We start from the raw sequence: 19,997 nt of genomic DNA, 5'->3' as shown, positions 1-19,997 counted from the left end.
TTAACTTCATGGAAATGCTGACGAAGTGTCAACTTTTCAAGCCCACTGCACAAATAAAAAGCGCAGCCTAGTGGCTGCGCTTGAACTCTATTCCTTGTATGGAGCGTGTTTTACGCTTCAAACTCGTCTTTTCGAACGTATTTAACGGCCGATTTCAGCGCTTCATAGCGGAACGAGAAGGTGTTCTGATCGTCCACCAGTTCAAGTACGTGGAATTTCTCCAGTTGCTGACGAGTGCGCTCATTAGGGCACAATAAGTAGACTTCACAGTTCGCGTCTTTGGCATCTTTAATCGCATTTTCTAAAGCCAGACCAACCGTAACATCAATCATTGGTACGTCCGTCAAATCCAGAATCATCACTTCATAATCTGAAATACTGCTGTGCTGACGAGAAATTGCTTTCGATACACTGAAAATCATCGGACCGGAAAGGTAAAAGAACAGAACTTTACTATTGGCGCTGTCCAAGAGTTTTCTTTCGCTGTCGGTCAGAGGCACATCATCTTCATCGGCATCACTGATGGCTTTGACCTGACGCGCCTGCTCACGACTCAATCTTTCGATAATAATAATGTTGGAGATGAACACCCCAAGACCTACCGCCATAATCAGGTCAACAAATACGGTGAGGAGCATAACACCGTACATGATCGCCATACCCTGCACGCTAACCTTGTGAGCGCGCTGAATAAAGCTCCAGTCAAGAATGTTGATACCAACGTATACCGCAATGCCAGCCAGCACTGCCATTGGAATAGGCTCTGTCAGCCCACTGGCTACCAGAACAACCAGCGCCAATACTAGCGCACGAATTACGCCAGACAGTGGGGAGCGAGCCCCTACCTGAATATTGGTAACCGTCCCCATGGTTGCACCCGCACCAGGCAGTGCACCAAACAAACCGGAAATCATGTTCGCCAGACCCTGACCACGCAGCTCTTTGTCTGAGTCGTGCTCTTTACGTGTCAGTGAGTCACCGATAACGGCGGTTAGCAGGGTATCGATACATCCCAGCGTACCTAACACCAAAGCATCAATGATCATGGTCGTGAAGACTTCAGAGTTTATGGTTGGAATGACAAGAGAAGGAAGACCCGCTGGTATTTCACCAATACGGCGAATGCTATCGAAATCAAAAATAACAAGAGAGAGAAGAGTCACAGCAACCAGTGCGACTAATTGGGCAGGAACGTAACGACGATATTTTTTAGGGAAGAAGAACAAAATACCTAACGTGAGTAACCCTAGAAACAGCTCGCTGAACTTCATCTCCGAAATCAAATCAGGCAAGGCACTGAGTGTTCCGGTCACGCCCCCCGCAGGAGCTGGATGCCCGAGTAAAGGCGAGAGCTGCAATATAATAAGAATCACACCAATACCCGACATAAAGCCTGAAATCACACTGTAGGGCATCAGGGTCACGTACTTACCAAGCTTGAGCGTCCCTAGTATGATCTGGAATGCCCCCGCCATCATCACAACGGTAAAGGTCATTGCCATACCGCCTTCGGGATATTTAGCGGTCATGGTGGTCAGTACCGCCGTCATGATCACCGTCATCGGTCCGGTTGGTTCCGAGATCAATGTCGACGAACCACCAAACAAAGCGGCAAATAAGCCAACCATGATGGCGCCCCATAAGCCCGCTTCCGCACCCGCTCCGGATGCCACACCAAATGCCAGTGCCAAAGGCAATGAGATGATCGCAGTTGTTACACCACCAAATAGATCACCCTTCAGATTCCAGTCCGAGAATCGATTTCCAGTCAAAATATTGCTCCTGCATGAATAGAAATGCGGGCGAATTTTACCATTGAGTGATTGGAATCACACTATCAATTCACACGATTGTTACGAAAGAGGTCGTGAATAATTTATAAAGCAAATGCAAACGTTTAACAGCAATACTTGCGAGATATGAAAAAAGAGTAATAAAACGTTTCTAAATTTAACAAAATGCTACTCTGACCAGTCATAAATTCGTCAAGAACATTGATTTGAAAGCGGTACAGCAAGTCAAGCTTGTGTATAGTGTCCGGAAATAAAAAGGAAATGTAAGCATGCCGGATATCAAACAGTTATTTAATAATAACTCGACCTGGGCGCAGACCATTAAGTCTGAAAAGCCTGAGTTTTTTGCTCAGCTCGCCGAAGCCCAGCACCCAGAATACCTATGGATTGGCTGTTCAGATAGCCGTGTCCCTGCTGAGCAACTGACTGGGCTTGCATCGGGTGAACTGTTTGTACACCGGAATGTCGCCAACCAGGTCATTCATACCGATCTCAACTGTCTTTCCGTCGTTCAGTACGCCGTCGACGTCCTTGAAGTAAAACACATCATTGTCTGTGGGCATTATGGTTGTGGCGGTGTTAACGCGGCGATTGAAAACCCCCAACTCGGGCTGATCAACAACTGGCTTTTGCATATCCGAGATCTTTATCTCAAACACAGAAACTGGCTTGGTAGCCTGCCCCGTGAAGAGTGGTCAAACAAACTCTGCGAAATCAACGTTGCAGAACAGGTCTACAACTTAGGTAACTCCACCATCATGCAATCCGCATGGGAGCGAGGTCAGCAGGTACAGATCCACGGCTGGATCTACGGTATTGGAGATGGTGTGCTCAATGATCTTGGTGTTCGCTGCCACAGCCGAGAATCTCTGGAGGTTTCCTATCAAGCTTCAATGGCTAAGATCATGAATGTGGGTAGCTGACTTGAATCAGAGTAATCACAATACAAAACAAAAGCGGTCGACATTGTCGACCGCTTTCTTCTGTGGTTCATAATTCGACTTAATTCATCATCAAAAATGCTATCAAGCCGAAACCTAACACCAATCGATAGATGACGAATGGCGTCATTCCCATCTTAGAAATTAGCTTCAGGAAGAAGTGGATACACAGATAAGCACTGATGAATGACGTGACAATGCCCGTCAATAAGAAGCCAACGTGCACTGGTTCGCCACTTGTCACCAGTTTTAAACCTAAGTAGCTACCAGCCAGAGTAATGATTGGGATGGACATCAGGAAAGAGAATCGCGCTGCTGCTTCGCGAGTAAAGCCTAGGTAGAGCGCCGCTGTAATGGTTGCGCCTGAACGTGAAGTACCCGGAATCATGGCTAATGCTTGAGAAATGCCGATAAATACCGCTTTTTTCCAGTCTGCCTGATATTCGTCGTCTTTTAATGGAGAGTTCTTGTCTACCCACCAGAGCAGCAGTGCAAACACGATTGTTGTGGTCGCTATCACCCAGGCACTGCGCAGATAAAGTTCAATGATGTCTTTCATGAACAAGCCAAACAGACAGGCAGGAATAGTCGCAATCACAATCATCCACGCTAGCTTGGCTTCTTTACTGCGATCACCTTTGAAGATGGAACCAAACAGGGCAGCAAATAAGGTGATCACTTCTTTTCGGAAGTAAATCACGACGGCGAGCAATGTACCAACATGTACAGCGACATCAAACGCCAAGCCTTGATCTTCCCAGCCAAGAATGGCTGAAGGCAGAATTAGGTGAGCGGAACTGGAAATAGGAAGAAACTCTGTCAGCCCCTGAATCAGAGCAAGCATAAAGGCTTCAAAATAACTCATTTACTTACGTCACTATCAAAAGGATTCACCGCAATCAGCGAATCAAAATTATTCATAGTTTGCCGTATCTGCGTGACGGTTCTGCCATCATTGGGAATGACCAATTCTGGACAAAGCTCGTACATAGGCTGAATGACAAACGCGTATTTATAGATGTCTTCGCGTGGGAGAGAAGGCTTACTGGAAACAACATCGCCATAAAGCACAATATCGAGGTCTAAAGTCCGATCCTGCATCTTCTGTGCGTCCGGGTCGCGCCCCCATCTAATTTCGATCTCTCTTAAAGTACTCGATAAACTGGATAAGCTCAGTGAGGTTTTCATCTCTACTACCAGATTATAAAAAGGACGACTCTCAAACCCAACCGAAGCACATTCGTAGACAGTCGAGATCCGAATTTGTTCACCCAGTTTACGTAACTCTGACAACGCAGCTCGAACGTGCTTTTTGCGTTCAATATTTGACCCTACACCAATGTAGGTGGTGATCATGCCTGACCTCGCTCGATGATCACGCCTACGCTTCTGGCTTGAGGAACAGCACCCGGCTTAGCCAGCCGAATCTTAACCCATGGCACAGAAAAACGTGACATGATGAGTTCTGCGACTTCTTCGGCAACTCGTTCTACCAGTAGAAAACGACCATTTTCGATATGGGATAATACGGCTTCGCTGACCTGCGCATAATCCAGAGCATCAGCAACATCATCACTTTTACCAGCAAGTTGATTGTCATGAGCCATTTCGATATCCAGAACCAGCTTTTGCTTTATTTCTTGTTCCCAGTCGTAAACCCCAATCGTGGTAATCACTTCCAATTGTTCGATGAATACTTTATCTAAAGCCATTATTCTTCCTTTATCGTTTACAGGTCGGATACCCATTTGAGGCAAAAACCCGTAGAATATACTCGATTTTAACCACCTAATCAGCATAACTTTTGGTGAATTAAGGACTAATATGACGCCTACTGCACTGATCATGATCATCTCAGCCTACCTGCTAGGTTCGGTCTCGAGTGCAGTTCTGATTTGCCGACTGTTCCGCATCCCTGATCCTCGTACAACTGGCTCTCATAACCCTGGTGCAACCAATGTGTTGCGTAGTGGATCTAAAATTGCTGCAGTTTCCGTGCTGCTATTCGACATGCTCAAAGGCACTATTCCGGTATGGCTGAGTTGGTACTTAGGTGTGGAAGACGTGATTTTGGGAGTGGTCGCCATAGCAGCATGTTTGGGTCATATGTACCCGTTGTTTTTTCATTTCAGAGGTGGAAAAGGTGTCGCGACAGCGTTGGGTTCTATGGCTCCAATGGGACTGAGCCTAGTAGGAATGATGATGGCAACCTGGGTGACGATTGTCTTTATCACCCGCTATTCTTCGGTTGCTTCTATATTAACAACACTGGTTGCGCCTCTTTATACTTGGTGGTTCCGCCCAGAGTACACACTTCCTGTTTCCATGTTGTGCTGCCTGATTATTCTGCGCCACCACCAAAACATTAAGCGCTTATTTGAAGGCACGGAGCCCAAAGTAGGCGACCGCACCTCCTCTTCAAAAGCTTAGGCGTAAACCTTCTCCAGAAAACCAGTCAGCTTTTCATTTACAAATTTTGGTTGCTCCAGGTTACTGATATGACCCGCATTAGGGATAACCACTAACTCACTCCCTGTAATCGCATCTTGCATTAAATGAGATTCAAATACAGGTCTTGGTTTGTCTTGGTCGCCAACCATAATCAGCACAGGCAGAGCAAACTTCTCGATATCTTCAAACTGGTCTCGACGACCAAAAACCACGCGCCCAACCTGAGCGATATTGACTGCCGCATCGCCTTGCAACTGACCAAGAGATTCACGGAAATTGGCGACTAACTCAGGGCTGCTGGTTTCCGCATTATCGGCAAAAAATAGTGGTACGACTGCATCAAGGATAGGAGCTGGTACGGACTGGGCTTGTGAAATCGCATCCAACATACCGAAGTATTTCGCATGAGTGATTTCAGGTTCTAATCCAACAAAAGAATCCATTATTACTATGGATTTCACTCGCGATGGAGCAAGGGTCACGACTTCAGTTCCCCACATACCACCAACGGATAGCCCAATAATGCTGAACTCCTGAATTTCAAGATGATCCATTAATGCCAGTAGGTCGCCTGCGTAATCTTGTAGAGTAGACGTTTCTTGTGGCAAAGCTTCTGATTGCCCATGAGCCCATAAATCCGGGACGATACAACGGTAATGCTGACTCAATACCTCTATCTGTGGTTGCCACATTTCGCTACTCCACAAATAGCTGTGACCCAATAAAAGCACAGGACCCTGACCGACATCTTGATAATGCATGGTTTGACCATGACGTGTAAAAGTAGCCATATAATTCCTTTCGAGGAAAATTCAATTGAGAGTTAAAAGCCACCTTATAAGGTGGCTTTTCATGTTTATTTGATAGGTTCTAGCTGATCGATAGGCCAGCGAGGTTTTGCCGACACTGATAGGTCTGCAACTTCATTATTTTTCAGACGCTGCATTCCTGCGTACGCAATCATTGCACCGTTATCAGTACAGAATTCGATTCGTGGATAATACACTTCTCCGCCAATCTTTTTCGCTAATGCTTCTAAATCGGCACGCAACTGTTTGTTTGCACCTACACCACCAGCAATAACAATGCGTTTCATCCCAGTCTGGTCTAAGGCTCGCTTACACTTAATCGTCAAAGTTGCACAAACCGCTTCCTGAAAAGCATACGCAATATCGGCTCGCGTTTGTTCATCATCGCCATTGGCGGCAATGGTATTGGCTGCAAAGGTTTTTAAACCCGAGAAACTCATGTCCAGCCCTGGACGATCCGTCATTGGGCGAGGAAACTTAAAACGACCAGGCGTGCCTTTCTCCGCTAAGCGAGAAAGCAGAGGCCCCCCCGGGTAATCCAACCCCATCAGTTTGGCCGTTTTATCAAACGCTTCGCCCGCTGCGTCATCAATAGACTCACCAAGAATTCGGTATTCACCAATTCCTTTTACTTCCACCATCATGGTGTGACCACCAGACACTAAAAGCGCGACAAATGGAAAAGGAGGCGGGTTATCTTCCAACATTGGAGCAAGTAAATGCCCTTCCATGTGGTGAACCGGTACTGCTGGCACATTCCAGGCGTAGGCGACACTTCGACCTATCGTCGCTCCCACAAGCAAAGCACCAACCAAACCAGGACCGGCAGTATAAGCCACACCGTCAATATCTTTGGAAGTCAGACCTGCGTCTTTTAATGCTTCTTTAATGAGGGGGATGGTCTTCTTCACGTGGTCGCGAGAAGCCAGTTCTGGCACGACGCCACCGTAATCTGCGTGAAGCTTAACCTGGCTATAAAGCTTATGGCTCAGTAGCCCTTCTTGGTCGTCGTAGATGGCGATGCCTGTTTCGTCACAGGACGTCTCTATACCTAAAATGCGCATTACGTTCTCAGTTGTAGCTAGAATTGGCGCAAGTTTACCGCTACGGAAAAAAATTAACCAGTTCTGACTGCGATAATACTTTACAAAGGGTGACTGTTCAGATTAAAATTCCGCACCATTTTTGATCAAGCTGGTTAAAGACCATTCAGGAGCCCTGATTGGTTGGTAAGGTACCAGCATTAACGAATAACCCCTGAGGTGAAAGGCATATGCCAGTAGTTAAAGTACGTGAAAACGAACCGTTCGACGTTGCTCTACGTCGTTTCAAGCGCTCTTGCGAAAAAGCAGGTATTCTTTCTGAAGTGCGTCGTCGCGAGCACTACGAGAAACCAACTACAGTTCGCAAACGCGCTAAAGCAGCTGCTCAAAAGCGTCACGCTAAGAAGCTAGCTCGCGAAAACGCACGTCGCGTTCGTCTGTACTAATAACTTATCCAAAAGGACTAAGTTATGGCTCTCATTGATAAACTCAAAGATGAGCAAAAATTAGCGATGAAAGCCAAGGACAAAGCGCGCCTTGGCACTATTCGTTTAGCCCTGTCAGCCATTAAGCAAAGAGAAGTCGATGAGCGGATCACTCTGACCGATGAAGACATCTTAGGCGTGCTGACTAAAATGGTTAAACAACGTCGCGATTCAGTCGCTCAATACGAAGCTGCAAGTCGTCAGGACTTAGCAGATGCGGAAAAAGCTGAAATCACTGTGCTAGAGGACTTTATGCCTCAACCGCTTACTGATGATGAAGTTGCTGCATTAATTGATGCCGCAATCTCTGAAGCTAACCCAGCGGGCATGCAAGACATGGGCAAAGTGATGGGCGTACTTAAACCGCAAATTCAAGGGCGCGCAGATATGGGTAAAGTCAGCGGACTCGTTCGCGCTAAATTGGCTTAAACCTAAATCAAATTGCAACAAGCCGTGCTATCCTCTGGAATGCGCGGCTTGTTTGTATCTGCAAGCCTCTATATTTCTTCTAATTCAACATTCTGGTTTTTATGGCAGGACAGATCCCTCGTTCCTTTATTGATGACCTCTTAGCACGCCTTGATATCGTCGATATCATTGATGCTCGAGTGAAGCTCAAAAAGAAAGGCAAGAACTACAGTGCTTGCTGCCCTTTCCATAATGAAAAAACCCCTTCGTTCAGTGTCAGCCAGGAAAAGCAGTTCTATCACTGTTTTGGTTGTGGTGCACACGGCAATGCCATCGACTTCCTTATGGAATACGAACGCTTAGAGTTTGTTGAAACTATTGAAGAACTCGCTTCCTATCTTGGCTTAGAAGTGCCAAGAGAACAACGAAGCGGAGGTGGCTTCAGCACAGCACCAAAAGCCAATACTGAACAAAAACGTAACCTATATGACATGATGGGCAGCATCGCCCAGTTCTACCGTTCTCAACTGAAACTTTCGAGCAGCAAACATGCCATCGACTATTTAAAAGATCGTGGACTATCGAAAGAAGTGGTTCAAAAATTCGGTATCGGTTTTGTTGCTGATGAATGGGATTTAGTTCGTAAGAACTTTGGTCAGTCTCCCAATGCTCAGGAGATGCTAGTCTCTGGCGGTATGCTGATTGAAAACGACAAGGGCAACCGTTACGACCGCTTCCGTGGTCGGGTCATGTTTCCAATTCGCGACCGTCGTGGTCGGGTTATCGGCTTTGGTGGTCGAGTTATTGGAGATGGGACTCCTAAGTATCTAAACTCCCCAGAAACCCCTATTTTCCATAAAGGTAAAGAACTTTACGGTCTTTACGAAGTACTTCAAGCCTATCGCGAACCGCCACAGGTTCTCGTGGTTGAAGGCTATATGGATGTGGTAGCTTTGGCGCAATACGGAGTGGATTATTCCGTTGCATCACTGGGCACCTCTACCACTGGCGATCACCTACAAGTTTTGTTCAGACAAACCAATACCGTAGTTTGCTGTTACGACGGTGACCGTGCAGGTAAAGAAGCCGCATGGCGAGCTTTGGAAAACTCCCTGTCTTACCTAAAGACGGGCAATACATTGAAGTTCCTATTCTTACCCGATGGCGAAGACCCAGACAGCTACATTCGTCAACACGGTAAAGAAGCATTTGAAGAACAGGTAAAAAACGCCACTCCATTATCGTCTTACCTGTTTGAAAACCTGATTGAGTTGCATCAGCTCAACCTGGGCACCAATGAGGGGAAATCTGCACTTAGAGCGTACGCTTCAGAGCTTATCAATAAGATTCCAGATCCCTATTTTCAGGAGCTGCTCGAAAAGCTGTTGGATGAAAAGACAGGGTTTGACAATCAGCTGAGAAAACCGAAAAAGCGACAGTCAGAATCAATACCAAAACCACACAGTGACATTAAACGCACCCCGATGCGCGAAGTGATCGCTTTACTGCTGCAAAACCCGCATTACGTGGAAATGGTGCCGGATTTATCCAGTATCCGCCATATTAATCTTCCCGGGTTAAGTTTATTTGGGGAAGTACTTGATAAATGCCGAGCCCATCCCAATATAAACACTGGCCAGCTACTAGAGCATTGGCGCAACGAGAAAAACGGAACACTATTATCACGCCTCGCAGGTTGGGAAGTACCTCTCGAAGAAGATAATCAGGAAGACATTTTCCTCGATTCACTGGACAACATTCTTGCCCAGTGCGTTGAAAAACAAATTGAATCGCTACAAGCGAAAGACAGAAGTGTCGGCCTAACACCCGACGAAAAGAGAGAGCTCGTCGCTCTAATGCTGGACTTAAAGGCATAAATACCCACCAAGTAGCGGTGAAATTATGTGCTAAGTTGTCATAGTCATCAGCAATTTTTTTTGATAAAATTGGCGGTTTGCATTTCGCAAAACTAAACTCATCACCAGACCTGAAGTTGGATATCGTCTATGGATCAAAATCCGCAGTCACAGCTAAAGTTACTTGTCGCAAAAGGTAAGGAACAAGGCTATCTGACCTATGCCGAAGTAAACGACCACCTACCACAAGAAATCGTCGATTCTGAACAGGTAGAAGACATCATTCAGATGATCAACGACATGGGTATCCAAGTTGTTGAAACGGCTCCTGACGCCGATGACCTCATGATGAATGAGGCAGTAGCCGACGAAGATGCTGCTGAAGCAGCCGCAGCTGCACTTTCTACAGTAGAAAGTGAAATTGGCCGCACCACAGACCCTGTACGTATGTATATGCGTGAAATGGGTACTGTTGAACTGTTGACTCGTGAAGGCGAGATCGATATCGCAAAACGCATTGAAGATGGTATTAACCAAGTTCAGTGTTCTGTTGCCGAATACCCTGGCACCATTTCTTACATTCTTGAGCAGTTTGATAAAGTTCAGGCTGAAGAACTTCGCTTAACAGACATCATTTCTGGTTTTGTTGATCCGAACGATGAAGAGACCGCAGCACCGACTGCAACACACATCGGTTCCGAGCTAGCAGAACAAGATCTTGACGATGAAGACGACGATGACTCGGATTCAGACGATGACGATGATGAAGAAGAAGATACAGGTATTGACCCTGAGCTAGCCGCTGAGAAATTCAACGAGCTACGCACAGCGTATCAAAATCTGCAGCTAGCCATTAATGAGAAAGGTCGCGAGACAGCTCTGGCAAGCGAATCTGCAACTGAATTGCTTGATGTTTTCCGTCAGTTCCGCCTGATTCCAAAACAGTTTGATTACCTGGTAAACGAGCTTCGTACTTCAATGGATCGTGTTCGTACGCAAGAACGTCTCATTATGCGTTCATGTGTTGAATACGGTGACATGCCTAAGAAGTCATTCGTTGCACTGTTCACAGGTAATGAGTCTTCTGAAGCGTGGTTGGATGAAGTACTTGCTTCAGGCAAACCATACGCTGATAAGATCAAGCGTAACGAAGAAGAAATTCGTCGTAGTATTCTTAAGCTGAAGACTATTGAAGAAGAGACTTCTCTTCCAGTTCAAAGCATCAAAGACATCAGCCGTCGCATGTCCATTGGCGAAGCGAAAGCTCGCCGTGCTAAGAAAGAGATGGTTGAAGCAAACTTGCGTCTTGTTATTTCTATCGCGAAGAAATACACCAACCGTGGTCTACAATTCTTGGACCTGATTCAGGAAGGTAACATCGGTCTGATGAAAGCGGTAGACAAGTTTGAATACCGTCGTGGTTACAAGTTCTCGACTTACGCAACATGGTGGATCCGTCAGGCGATCACTCGTTCAATTGCAGACCAGGCACGTACTATTCGTATCCCTGTTCACATGATTGAAACGATCAACAAGCTAAACCGTATCTCTCGTCAAATGCTTCAGGAAATGGGTCGTGAACCGCTTCCAGAAGAATTGGCAGAGCGTATGCAGATGCCTGAAGACAAGATTCGTAAAGTCCTTAAGATTGCGAAAGAGCCTATCTCGATGGAAACCCCTATCGGTGATGATGAAGATTCGCATCTAGGTGACTTTATCGAGGATACCACGCTGGAACTGCCTCTGGATTCTGCAACCTCAACTAGCTTGCGTGTTGCAACCAAAGACGTGCTTGCCGGTCTGACACCTCGTGAAGCGAAAGTACTGCGCATGCGTTTTGGTATTGATATGAACACAGACCACACGCTTGAAGAAGTAGGTAAGCAGTTCGACGTTACTCGTGAACGTATTCGTCAGATCGAAGCAAAAGCACTTCGTAAACTTCGTCACCCAAGCCGCTCAGAAACACTGCGCAGCTTCTTAGACGAGTAATTACGATACCTAAGATGTACAAAAGGTGAGCACTCGCTCACCTTTTTTGTTTTCTGCGTTCTAAGTGCGCAAAAACTAGACATAAATTGCCCCCCACCTATCTAGACACACCCCAAGGCTTCCCCTATAATCATCCACCTACTGGCCCCTTAGCTCAGTGGTTAGAGCAGTCGACTCATAATCGATTGGTCCGCAGTTCAAGTCTGCGAGGGGCCACCATATTTAAGAAAGCCTGATGAGGAAACTCATCAGGCTTTTTTGTTTCTATCTAGATGAAACCTTCACAAATCACTTCTCTTTTGAAACAAGTCTTTTTGAAAAATAAATATCCCAGAGCCCCTACTGCTATCTCCATCGCAAACAGCATTCATATACTTGTAACCTACTACTTTACATTGCATTTTATGTGTAACTCAGGAGATTAAAATGCAATTGATTGCAATTTTACTAGCGATTTTATGGACTGCTTTTCAGGTAGGGGTTCTCTCATTGTCACTTACTGGTGTGATGGGCTTTATCGGTTATGACCCCTGTAAGCCAAAATATCGAGTCTTGTTTGATGTTTTGCATAACTTTTCAATAGTTGTATTCATTTGCATACTACTCACCCCGGTCTTATCTGTTGGTATGTTCTGGTATTCAGTTATCGGAATCAGTTCTTGGGATCAATTAATTCTACCGTTAATAATGTTCGCCATATGGATTGCATTGGTAATTCTGTTTGGAATAATTATCACTGTACGCGATAAATTGAGAGTAAAAAGATCAGGCTGGGGGTAAAGCTTATTTAGATGAATTTCCTCTAGATACAGTTCAAGCATGGAGCGCCAAACTCCAAACTTGAGCTGTATTTGAGTACTAGCGCTGTCTACTTCCACTCACCAGAATTTACTTTCTGCAAGCTGATGGGCGCTTCTACTGGTACATCAACAAATCGGTCAGCAAGTGAACCCATTTCGAGATTTAGCGTGTTTGAGAATGCATTCGCGGACTTTTTCACTTTGACGGTTCCAGACGTGCTGGTCATTGTTAGTTCAGTATCCACCACTTCATCCAGCAGTTCGGCGTGTTTTAGGGTTACACTTTGAGCTTTGTTTTTTGATGAACCAACAATTGCCACAGAGTTTAGATCTACATGCACGGTTGAGCCTGCGATCGAACGATGATCAAATACCTCATCAACCAGCTCACCATGGGTAATTTTCAGTTGGTTAACGGCTCTAACGTTGCCAGTATGGCGGACATCAATAGCAATATTAGCATTCGTTACGTCTTGCACATCAAATGTTTCATCGAGCAGTTCCCCGCGTTTGATTTCCACGTTTTTTGCGTTGCTGTTAGCCGTATCTGAAATCTCGATGTTGGCTCTGGAAAACTTAAAACTGCTCTCAACATCAAGGACTTCGTCAACTAATTCTCCCCATTCGATGTAGGTTTTCCCACCGCCAAAAACATTACCTGTTTCCTCAAGTTCAATCGAAATTCCCGAATGGTTCACTTCTATAGCATCAAGGGTTTCATCAAGAAGCTCTCCGTGATGAACAGTGGTATTGAACCCGCTGGAATTGGCACTTTCTTCTATATCGATAGACACCAGTGAGTGATCCAGTTTTCCAATATCCATTACTTCATCAATCAGTTCTCCTTCCAGAATGTAAACACTGTTCACTGTTGCGCTGTTTCCAGCCTCTTCTAGGGAAATAGCAATATTAGAGTGTGCTATGTTTTGAGCATCCAAGACCTCGTCCAACAACTCCCCTTCATGGATATGAAGTTTTGAGCCTGTGGCGTTCGCCACATCATCAAGTGATATAGACACTAAGCTGTGGCGGACATCTGATGTATCCAGAACCTCATCCACCAGCTCTCCATCCACAATGCGTAAGCTATCCACACGAGCATTGCCGACGTTATCGAAAATCAAGTTAATATTAGAACTGGAAAAATTTTGCGTATCTACGCTCTCGTCAGACAGTTCGCCATCAAAAATGTGGAGTTCTTTCGCTCGAACATTGGCGACGTTTTCTTTCTCAATCAAGATGCTTGAGATACCGAGAGTATAATCAATGTTCTCATCTTCAAGCTGCCCATCCCGAATGTAAACGTAACTGGTTTTAGTGCCATAAACGTTGGCTGTGTCTTCCAAATCTAGCTGTAGACACCCAAAGTGAATGTGAGAATGCTGACCATCTCTAGGCTTGTTAATGACTTCTTCAAACAAACTGGCTTTACCTATGTGAAGCTCTGAATTGGCTCCTGTTAAGCGAACATTTGCTGAAGATTCAACATTAACTTGGATTTGTGCTCCTTCTTTTACATCACCATGGATAATGTCTGAAATAAGTGCGGGAGTAGCGATGTCTGGCTCTGGAACAGGAAGAACCGCAGGAGGGTTGTTGTTAGGTAAACCTTCAGGTAGTTCTTCTCCCATGACGAGTTTATGACTGACTTCGATATTGGCACTGTTTGTAATATCAATTCGCAAAGAAGCATTCTTGCCAACGCTGCCGATAATAGTCGGAATCAAGGAGTAATCGGAAATGACCTGATTAGCGACTTTTGAATTTTTGTAGTTACACACCGCAACAGAGAGTTGCTCACCGCCCTTAACCGTATAGGGTGATTTTTCATCCCACTTAACCAGTGTACTTCCAGGATTTTTCATGAAAATCCCACTTCGCCCATCACAAGAAATGGGAGGGATTTCAATGGCGCACTGATAGGAATAAGCGTACGTCGGCACTAGTAGCATCAGACTGAATAAAACATTTCCAGCTTTCATATATTCACCTCTCTGTTGTAAAAGAGAAAGCGTATATGAGCTGATAATTAAATCATCAGTTCAATTGTTAACCAACGTAATACATTGTTCCAAAATGATTTTAGATTTTATAAATAAAAAAAAGCCATGCAAAAGCATGACTTTAAGTATGACAGCTTTAATGCAGCGTTATCAATTAAGAGGTTTAGCTAACGGGTTATTTACCACCAGCTCCACTTCATTAAGCTCTTGAGGTAAAGTTAACTGAAACTCTTCAAACATTGGTGAGCGTCGGCAATAATCCGGTCTGGTACGAATAATACTGACACTCACTCTATTTGCTTCTACCTTATCAATTTGTAGCTCGAAGCTTTTGTCATCAGTACATCCAGTGGATTGAGCCACAAAAATCACTAAGTGCTCCCAGCGTTTTGAAGACACCAAAGGCTCTACTGTACCTTCAATTGTATTCTCAGATATTTGTGGCACGCGCTCATTAGCGCATCCAACAATGCCCGAAAGAGCCAATACTCCAAGAAGTGTTTTTATCAGCTTCATTGTTTACTCCTCCTTTTTCTGAGTAGTGCTAGAGGCAATAGAAGCATTAACCATCCCAGCGATAAACTTCCGCCAGATGAACCGGACTCCGTTTGTTTTACCTTAATGTTTTTGAGGTAAACAGTATCGTTATCAGAATAGCTGGTCACGCCTCGTTCATATATAAACATAACGTCATTGCTGGCTCCACTCAGCTTTGCGCGATAAGAAAAGTAGTTCGTCTCATACCCCGTGTATTCAAATACTAAACGACCATTGACTAGCACTTTAAAATATCCTGATTTGGATTGTGTATTCACTCTGGCATCAAAAGTAAGTTCGCCCTGCTTAAGGTTTTCGATTCGAAGGAGTGAACTTTGTCCTCGAGGAGTATCGCCCGCTTTTAAAGTATCAGTTAAATAAACTTCCCATGGCGTAGCATTTGAGTATACGGCGTCTCCCAACCCTACTGCGCTTTTCACATCATTGTTGACGGCGATTAGACCATATGAATGCAATTTGGTTTTTAGCTGGCTTTTAGTTGCATGATTGGTGTTTACAACGATCTCAGCTTCACCTCTACCAAGAGGAACCGTCAATTCAACGGTCACATCACAACTCTCGCCTTGCTGTAAATCGCCCGCAGTAGCGCATTGGTTATTGGTGATCTTCAGTTTGTTTGAGTCTGATGAAACAACGCTTGAAACATTAAAAGGCGTCAGCTCATGGTTCTTTACTGTGACAGTCTTTGAAAGCTTAGTACCTGCTTGGTTAAACCCGAAATAAACATTCTGACGGTAACTCACGCCAGTCATTTGATCGTTAATCCAGCTATTTAGGTGAGCAACATTGGCATACACACCATATTTCCCTGGTTTTGCACACCCCTCGCCCCAACTGACAACCCCAACTTGGGTAGGAATACCATTAAGGTCCTGAATTAATGGACCACCACTGTCGCCCTGACATGAATCTTTTCCGCCACTCGAAAAACCAGCACAAATAGCTGCATCATTGATATTTTGATATCGCCCCCCAGAAGTTTGGCAAATTGAGCGGGTAACAATAGGCAAATCCACTTCAAACAACTCTGATGGATAAATGCCTCTTAAGTTTGAATTTGGCTGCTGATTTCCCCAACCGATAACCGTTACAGAGTCTCCACCAGTAGGCTCTTGACTTGTCGTAGCCAACGCTACTTTATCTGAATTGATTGCTCTTTCTAACTCTAATACGGCGATATCGTAATTGAGGTTTTGGGTGTCAAAAAGCTCATGTGTGTAAATACTTTGCACACCAAGACGTACACCTTCTGTGCTTGCTTTCTTTAAATCATAAACCCCAACTATGGCATCCAGCTCCTCAGGGTTTACGCCATTGACACAATGCGCAGCCGTCAATACATAGCGATCCCCAAGAAAGCTACCACCACAAGATTGTGTAGCAAATGCATCTTTTCCTTTGGCTACCAAAGCAGTCATAAATGGCCAGTCACCATTGGCTGATTTATTTCCTCCAATAATTCTCTCTGATTGAGAGGAAGTTCTTACTGGCTGTTCAGATGCAGAAGCTGCACTACATGCACTGATTATTCCTAGCGCTAAAACTGCGTTTTTAACTTTCAAACTATTCATTCCTGTCTTACTTGTTGTTTCATAGTATTCACTCAACTGACACTTAGAAACCTTTATATTTTAGAGGCATATAACTATCACAACACATTTATAAAAAACAGCTGATTTATCACTTCAGACCTTAAACTGCCTGGTATACTCACTTAGACTTTCTGCTGATTGAGCAACTTCCTGGCTTGCGCCTGAAAGCTGTTCTGCGCTGGCGGCAGTTTGCATGGATGCCTCGTTGATTCGAAGCACGCTTTGATTCACTTCTTCCGTAACTTGGGACTGTTGTTCAGAGGCAGCGGAAACATGCGTCATCATATCGTCTATTTGCTCTATCGAATCTGTTATCTCGATAAAAGCTTGGCGAGTTCGCTCGGATAGCTCAGCCGTTAACGTTGCCTGTTCCTCGCTCTTTGCCATGTTTGCTGTGGCAGATTCCGCAGCACTTTGAACAGCAGTGATCATGGTCTGAATATCCGACGCTGAGGTTTGAGTTCGCTGGGCAAGTGTTCTGACTTCATCCGCAACAACGGCAAAGCCTCTTCCTGCCTCCCCTGCCCTGGCGGCCTCTATGGCTGCGTTCAAAGCTAGCAGATTAGTTTGCTCCGCAATTTCCTGAATAACAGTGAGCACATGACCAATTTCGCCACTCTTACTTTTCAGGGTCAGCATGTTTTCATTGGTTGATTTCACATCTTTCACTAGCTGACAAAGTGCACTTTCACTGTCTCGAAGAACCTGCTGACCTGAATTACTCTTGGCGTGAGCCTCTTGCGCCGCGCTTGCCGCACCTGTTGTACTTCTCGAAACATCCGCGATGGTACTCGACATCTGATTAATGGCTGTTGCAACCATTTCTGTGTCCTGATGCTGGTGAGTAACCGCCGTGGTTGTTTGCTCAGAGGCAACAGAGGTTTCCTCTGCGGTCGACGCTAACGTATTAGATGCCTGCTGAATATGCGCAATCAGAGCCGTCAGCTTTTCTGACATGTCTCGTAATGCGCCATATAAGGTTTCTGAGTGCGCTTTATCGTCGAATTGATAGGTAAGGTCACCACTTGCAATCTGCCGAGCCAATTGAATCATTTCTTTCGGTTCACCACCAAGGGGTCGCTTAATGGTTCGGGCTAAGTAAACAGCAAAGCCTACAGTAACAATCAGGGTGATGGCTAACAGAGTCCATATACTTTGGCGAATGGCGGTAACCACGGCGAAAGCTTCAGATTCATCGATCTCTGCGATGAGTGCCCAGCGAAGCTCCCCGATATCGACAGGCGAAAAGGAAGAGAGAACGCGATTGCCGTTATAGTCTTCAATAAGCTTGTCATCAGTAACACCACTTAAAGCCTGAATTGAAGCTTCAGTTTTGACACCGTTATTTTCAACGCTGCCTGAAAATGATGCGCTGACTGTGCGACCTACCTGGTCCAGATAAGAATCTGATCGCATTCGAAAATCTTCACCCACCAAATATGATTCACCGCTTTCGCCCATTCCAGTTCGAAGTTGCATCACCTCATTAATCGCTTCTAGCGACAGCTGCAGCGCCACAACCATAATGGCATTGCCTTTAGCATCCAGAATCGGTTGCCCGATGAATGCGGCAGGATCATTATTCGATGGTGCATAAGGAGCAAAGTCCACCATCTGATAGCTTTTTTTCGCCAATACCTGACGGGTAAGTTCACCTAAATTTGAGCTAGAAAACTCACCATTCAACATATTGGTTTGATAGTCCGATTCCTTGGCGACCGTGTAGAAAACCTCGCCGTTTGGCTCAATGAGAAACAGGTCGTGGTAGCCGTACTTTTCTATGTACTGGCTATAGAATTCGACACCGCTTTCATTTTTGGGAACGAACGATTCAGCGACATCCTTCTCTGTAATAATCGCCCACTCAAGACCTGGAGAAATTTCTACAGTATCCCAAACTGAAAGCACTAAGTTGCCGTTATAGTCTTGGTAAATCCCCTGTCCTGAATTTCCGTCTAATGCATAACTCACAGGTTTAGTCTCAACCAAGGTATCGTTTTTGAATGAAGCGATGACTGAATGCCCTACTGGATCCAACTTTGAGTCGGAGCGCATTCGCTTGTCCGGACCAATTAAGTAAGTTTCTCCTGTTTCCCCCATGCCTTGTGACTGGGACACAATATGATTGATTTTGTCGATAGGAAATTGCAGTGCCACATAACCCGCTATCTTTCCGGAAACATCTCTCACTACAGACAGAAAGAAACCTGCTGGTTCATTGTTAGAAGGCTGATAGAGAGTAAAATCTCCAACAACAATCTCTCCCTCTGCAATATCTGAGCTAACGGCTTGACGATAGGCTCGGGCAAGACCCGATTGTTCAAGCATGTCTGAATCCAGATTTTGTCCAAGATCAGACTCACGTGCCGTGGTATACATAACCTGACCTTCAGGAGTAATCAGAAATGCATCGTACCAACCGAAGTGTTTCACGTACGCATCTAACTCTTCCTGGAACATAATGGCGTTGTATTCCCACATCCCGTCACCAAAGTTGGCATGGGAAAACATCTGCAATGCCTCTTCAGCCATCTTAGATTCAGCCAGTAGTGAAAGGCCCGCTTTAAGCTGAGCCAGATAATCTTCTATCTGCTGCTTTTGTGATTGGTTTACTGCGCTCAATTTACGAAATGCTTCGAGTTGCAATGTATTGGCAACTTCAGTAAGCACATCCATATCACCTTCACGTTCCTGAAAAAACGCTTCGATTTGTGACTGCTTAATACTACGAACGGTATCGAGCTGATTGTAAGAGCGCTCTCTAAGAGCCTTCTCCGCTAGCGAAGAAGACCATAGCCCGAGAATAAGGGCTGGAATGAGCCCCATAAACAAAAGTGCGCCAATAATGACCTGTGATAACTTAAATTGGTTAATAAATCGTCCCATGCTGACCCCGCTATATTCACCTTTACAGGTGTTATTTTTGGAATGGCGGCAGCACTTTCCGAAGGTAAAGCCAAAGTACTACCGTGCGGTAAAAAATAATAATATCAGTAGCATAAGACCCAAATATCACTTAACTTTCAACAACTAGACATATGTTGAAACACTTTATCATCCTAAATGAAGTTGAATTAATGTTTACAGGAATGAGCTTTAAATCAAAACCTGAGAATTAAAGTAATCATGTGGGAGTATCAAGGGGTAAATAGACAAAGAAAGAAGTGGTTAAAAATCATACGTAAAAACCGAGATTAGGCGAGCAAGAAACCGAAACATGCTCGCCATCCAGTCAGCAGTAAGCGAGATATCATTATGTTGTATTA

Annotated in this window: 17 protein-coding genes and 1 tRNA gene; 8 read left to right on the top strand and 10 right to left on the bottom strand. The window is 44.9% G+C overall.

Annotated features, from left to right (window positions below):
- Nucleotides 1-110: 110 nt before the first annotated feature.
- A complete protein-coding gene (locus QMG91_RS03185; RefSeq protein ID WP_022589628.1) occupies nucleotides 111-1,772 on the bottom strand; it encodes a SulP family inorganic anion transporter in 1,662 nt (553 codons plus the stop codon).
- Nucleotides 1,773-2,062: 290 nt separating this feature from the next.
- On the opposite strand from QMG91_RS03185, the gene can reads away from it, so the two are divergent.
- Nucleotides 2,063-2,716 (top strand): carbonate dehydratase, encoded by a 654-nt coding sequence (can, locus tag QMG91_RS03180; protein WP_004401877.1) that lies wholly within the window; start codon nucleotides 2,063-2,065, stop codon nucleotides 2,714-2,716.
- 79 nt (nucleotides 2,717-2,795) lie between these two features.
- Here can and QMG91_RS03175 read toward each other — a convergent pair whose 3' ends face one another.
- The 3 genes from QMG91_RS03175 to folB are packed head-to-tail and all read right to left on the bottom strand — an operon-like array spanning nucleotide 2,796 to nucleotide 4,446.
- Nucleotides 2,796-3,599 carry an undecaprenyl-diphosphate phosphatase gene (locus tag QMG91_RS03175; protein ID WP_022551500.1) on the bottom strand — a complete coding sequence of 268 codons (804 nt, stop codon included), beginning with the start codon at nucleotides 3,597-3,599 and terminating at the stop codon, nucleotides 2,796-2,798.
- A complete protein-coding gene (folK, locus tag QMG91_RS03170) occupies nucleotides 3,596-4,090 on the bottom strand; it encodes a 2-amino-4-hydroxy-6-hydroxymethyldihydropteridine diphosphokinase (protein WP_022610859.1) in 495 nt (164 codons plus the stop codon). Before folK ends, QMG91_RS03175 begins: the two co-directional genes overlap by 4 nt.
- Nucleotides 4,087-4,446, bottom strand: a complete 360-nt coding sequence (gene folB / locus QMG91_RS03165; protein WP_281828860.1) for a bifunctional dihydroneopterin aldolase/7,8-dihydroneopterin epimerase — start codon at nucleotides 4,444-4,446, stop codon at nucleotides 4,087-4,089. Before folB ends, folK begins: the two co-directional genes overlap by 4 nt.
- A gap of 112 nt (nucleotides 4,447-4,558) precedes the next feature.
- Between folB and plsY the strand changes: the two genes are divergently transcribed.
- Nucleotides 4,559-5,164, top strand: coding sequence for a glycerol-3-phosphate 1-O-acyltransferase PlsY (gene plsY / locus QMG91_RS03160; protein WP_281828858.1), 606 nt, complete (start codon nucleotides 4,559-4,561; stop codon nucleotides 5,162-5,164).
- Here plsY and QMG91_RS03155 read toward each other — a convergent pair.
- Together QMG91_RS03155 and tsaD are read right to left on the bottom strand one after the other, a co-directional pair.
- Nucleotides 5,161-5,976: an alpha/beta fold hydrolase gene (locus tag QMG91_RS03155; RefSeq protein WP_281828856.1), complete on the bottom strand. Its 816-nt coding sequence runs from the start codon at nucleotides 5,974-5,976 to the stop codon at nucleotides 5,161-5,163. The two genes, plsY and QMG91_RS03155, sit on opposite strands and share 4 nt — an antisense overlap.
- A 65-nt stretch (nucleotides 5,977-6,041) precedes the next feature.
- Nucleotides 6,042-7,058 carry a tRNA (adenosine(37)-N6)-threonylcarbamoyltransferase complex transferase subunit TsaD gene (gene tsaD / locus QMG91_RS03150; protein WP_004401865.1) on the bottom strand — a complete coding sequence of 339 codons (1,017 nt, stop codon included), beginning with the start codon at nucleotides 7,056-7,058 and terminating at the stop codon, nucleotides 6,042-6,044.
- Between the two features lie 209 nt (nucleotides 7,059-7,267).
- Here tsaD and rpsU point away from each other — a divergent pair, with 209 nt between their 5' ends.
- The 6 genes from rpsU (at nucleotide 7,268) to QMG91_RS03120 (ending at nucleotide 12,558) form a co-directional block, all read left to right on the top strand.
- The gene (gene rpsU, locus QMG91_RS03145) at nucleotides 7,268-7,483 is read left to right on the top strand and encodes a 30S ribosomal protein S21 (RefSeq protein ID WP_001145625.1); all 216 of its coding nucleotides are present in this window, start codon (nucleotides 7,268-7,270) and stop codon (nucleotides 7,481-7,483) included.
- 24 nt (nucleotides 7,484-7,507) lie between these two features.
- The gene (locus tag QMG91_RS03140; protein ID WP_004401843.1) at nucleotides 7,508-7,951 is read left to right on the top strand and encodes a GatB/YqeY domain-containing protein; all 444 of its coding nucleotides are present in this window, start codon (nucleotides 7,508-7,510) and stop codon (nucleotides 7,949-7,951) included.
- 101 nt (nucleotides 7,952-8,052) lie between these two features.
- A complete protein-coding gene (gene dnaG / locus QMG91_RS03135) occupies nucleotides 8,053-9,807 on the top strand; it encodes a DNA primase (RefSeq protein ID WP_004401842.1) in 1,755 nt (584 codons plus the stop codon).
- A 129-nt stretch (nucleotides 9,808-9,936) separates the two neighbouring features.
- Complete coding sequence (gene rpoD / locus QMG91_RS03130) at nucleotides 9,937-11,778, top strand: RNA polymerase sigma factor RpoD (RefSeq protein ID WP_004401840.1); 1,842 nt, start codon at nucleotides 9,937-9,939, stop codon at nucleotides 11,776-11,778.
- 143 nt (nucleotides 11,779-11,921) lie between these two features.
- Nucleotides 11,922-11,997: transfer RNA gene (locus QMG91_RS03125), tRNA-Ile, on the top strand.
- Between the two features lie 207 nt (nucleotides 11,998-12,204).
- Nucleotides 12,205-12,558, top strand: a complete 354-nt coding sequence (locus tag QMG91_RS03120; protein ID WP_281828796.1) for a hypothetical protein — start codon at nucleotides 12,205-12,207, stop codon at nucleotides 12,556-12,558.
- 88 nt (nucleotides 12,559-12,646) lie between these two features.
- Here QMG91_RS03120 and QMG91_RS03115 read toward each other — a convergent pair whose 3' ends face one another.
- From QMG91_RS03115 to QMG91_RS03100, 4 genes are all read right to left on the bottom strand, one after another.
- Nucleotides 12,647-14,560, bottom strand: a complete 1,914-nt coding sequence (locus QMG91_RS03115; protein ID WP_281828794.1) for a hypothetical protein — start codon at nucleotides 14,558-14,560, stop codon at nucleotides 12,647-12,649.
- 171 nt (nucleotides 14,561-14,731) lie between these two features.
- Nucleotides 14,732-15,097, bottom strand: a complete 366-nt coding sequence (locus QMG91_RS03110; protein ID WP_022595405.1) for a hypothetical protein — start codon at nucleotides 15,095-15,097, stop codon at nucleotides 14,732-14,734.
- Nucleotides 15,094-16,710, bottom strand: coding sequence for a S1 family peptidase (locus QMG91_RS03105; protein ID WP_281828792.1), 1,617 nt, complete (start codon nucleotides 16,708-16,710; stop codon nucleotides 15,094-15,096). The genes QMG91_RS03110 and QMG91_RS03105 overlap by 4 nt, the downstream gene beginning before the upstream one ends.
- Nucleotides 16,711-16,824: 114 nt before the next feature.
- On the bottom strand, nucleotides 16,825-19,617 hold the full coding sequence (locus QMG91_RS03100; protein ID WP_281828791.1) for a methyl-accepting chemotaxis protein: 2,793 nt from the start codon (nucleotides 19,615-19,617) through the stop codon (nucleotides 16,825-16,827).
- Nucleotides 19,618-19,997: the final 380 nt, after the last annotated feature.

Source organism: Vibrio nigripulchritudo (genome assembly GCF_027924785.1).
Taxonomy (GTDB): domain Bacteria; phylum Pseudomonadota; class Gammaproteobacteria; order Enterobacterales; family Vibrionaceae; genus Vibrio; species Vibrio nigripulchritudo.
The sequence above is the reverse complement of the archived record's forward strand: the minus strand, read 5'-3'. Positions and strand labels throughout refer to the sequence as shown.

What these genes read in the sequence shown, in the direction of transcription:
- can (WP_004401877.1), top strand. Translation starts at nt 2,063, where the DNA reads ATGCCGGATATCAAACAGTTATTTAATAATAACTCGACCTGGGCGCAG.
- QMG91_RS03175 (WP_022551500.1), bottom strand. Translation starts at nt 3,599, where the DNA reads ATGAGTTATTTTGAAGCCTTTATGCTTGCTCTGATTCAGGGGCTGACA.
- folK (WP_022610859.1), bottom strand. Translation starts at nt 4,090, where the DNA reads ATGATCACCACCTACATTGGTGTAGGGTCAAATATTGAACGCAAAAAG.
- folB (WP_281828860.1), bottom strand. Translation starts at nt 4,446, where the DNA reads ATGGCTTTAGATAAAGTATTCATCGAACAATTGGAAGTGATTACCACG.
- plsY (WP_281828858.1), top strand. Translation starts at nt 4,559, where the DNA reads ATGACGCCTACTGCACTGATCATGATCATCTCAGCCTACCTGCTAGGT.
- QMG91_RS03155 (WP_281828856.1), bottom strand. Translation starts at nt 5,976, where the DNA reads ATGGCTACTTTTACACGTCATGGTCAAACCATGCATTATCAAGATGTC.
- tsaD (WP_004401865.1), bottom strand. Translation starts at nt 7,058, where the DNA reads ATGCGCATTTTAGGTATAGAGACGTCCTGTGACGAAACAGGCATCGCC.
- rpsU (WP_001145625.1), top strand. Translation starts at nt 7,268, where the DNA reads ATGCCAGTAGTTAAAGTACGTGAAAACGAACCGTTCGACGTTGCTCTA.
- QMG91_RS03140 (WP_004401843.1), top strand. Translation starts at nt 7,508, where the DNA reads ATGGCTCTCATTGATAAACTCAAAGATGAGCAAAAATTAGCGATGAAA.
- dnaG (WP_004401842.1), top strand. Translation starts at nt 8,053, where the DNA reads ATGGCAGGACAGATCCCTCGTTCCTTTATTGATGACCTCTTAGCACGC.
- rpoD (WP_004401840.1), top strand. Translation starts at nt 9,937, where the DNA reads ATGGATCAAAATCCGCAGTCACAGCTAAAGTTACTTGTCGCAAAAGGT.
- QMG91_RS03120 (WP_281828796.1), top strand. Translation starts at nt 12,205, where the DNA reads ATGCAATTGATTGCAATTTTACTAGCGATTTTATGGACTGCTTTTCAG.
- QMG91_RS03115 (WP_281828794.1), bottom strand. Translation starts at nt 14,560, where the DNA reads ATGAAAGCTGGAAATGTTTTATTCAGTCTGATGCTACTAGTGCCGACG.
- QMG91_RS03110 (WP_022595405.1), bottom strand. Translation starts at nt 15,097, where the DNA reads ATGAAGCTGATAAAAACACTTCTTGGAGTATTGGCTCTTTCGGGCATT.
- QMG91_RS03105 (WP_281828792.1), bottom strand. Translation starts at nt 16,710, where the DNA reads ATGAATAGTTTGAAAGTTAAAAACGCAGTTTTAGCGCTAGGAATAATC.
- QMG91_RS03100 (WP_281828791.1), bottom strand. Translation starts at nt 19,617, where the DNA reads ATGGGACGATTTATTAACCAATTTAAGTTATCACAGGTCATTATTGGC.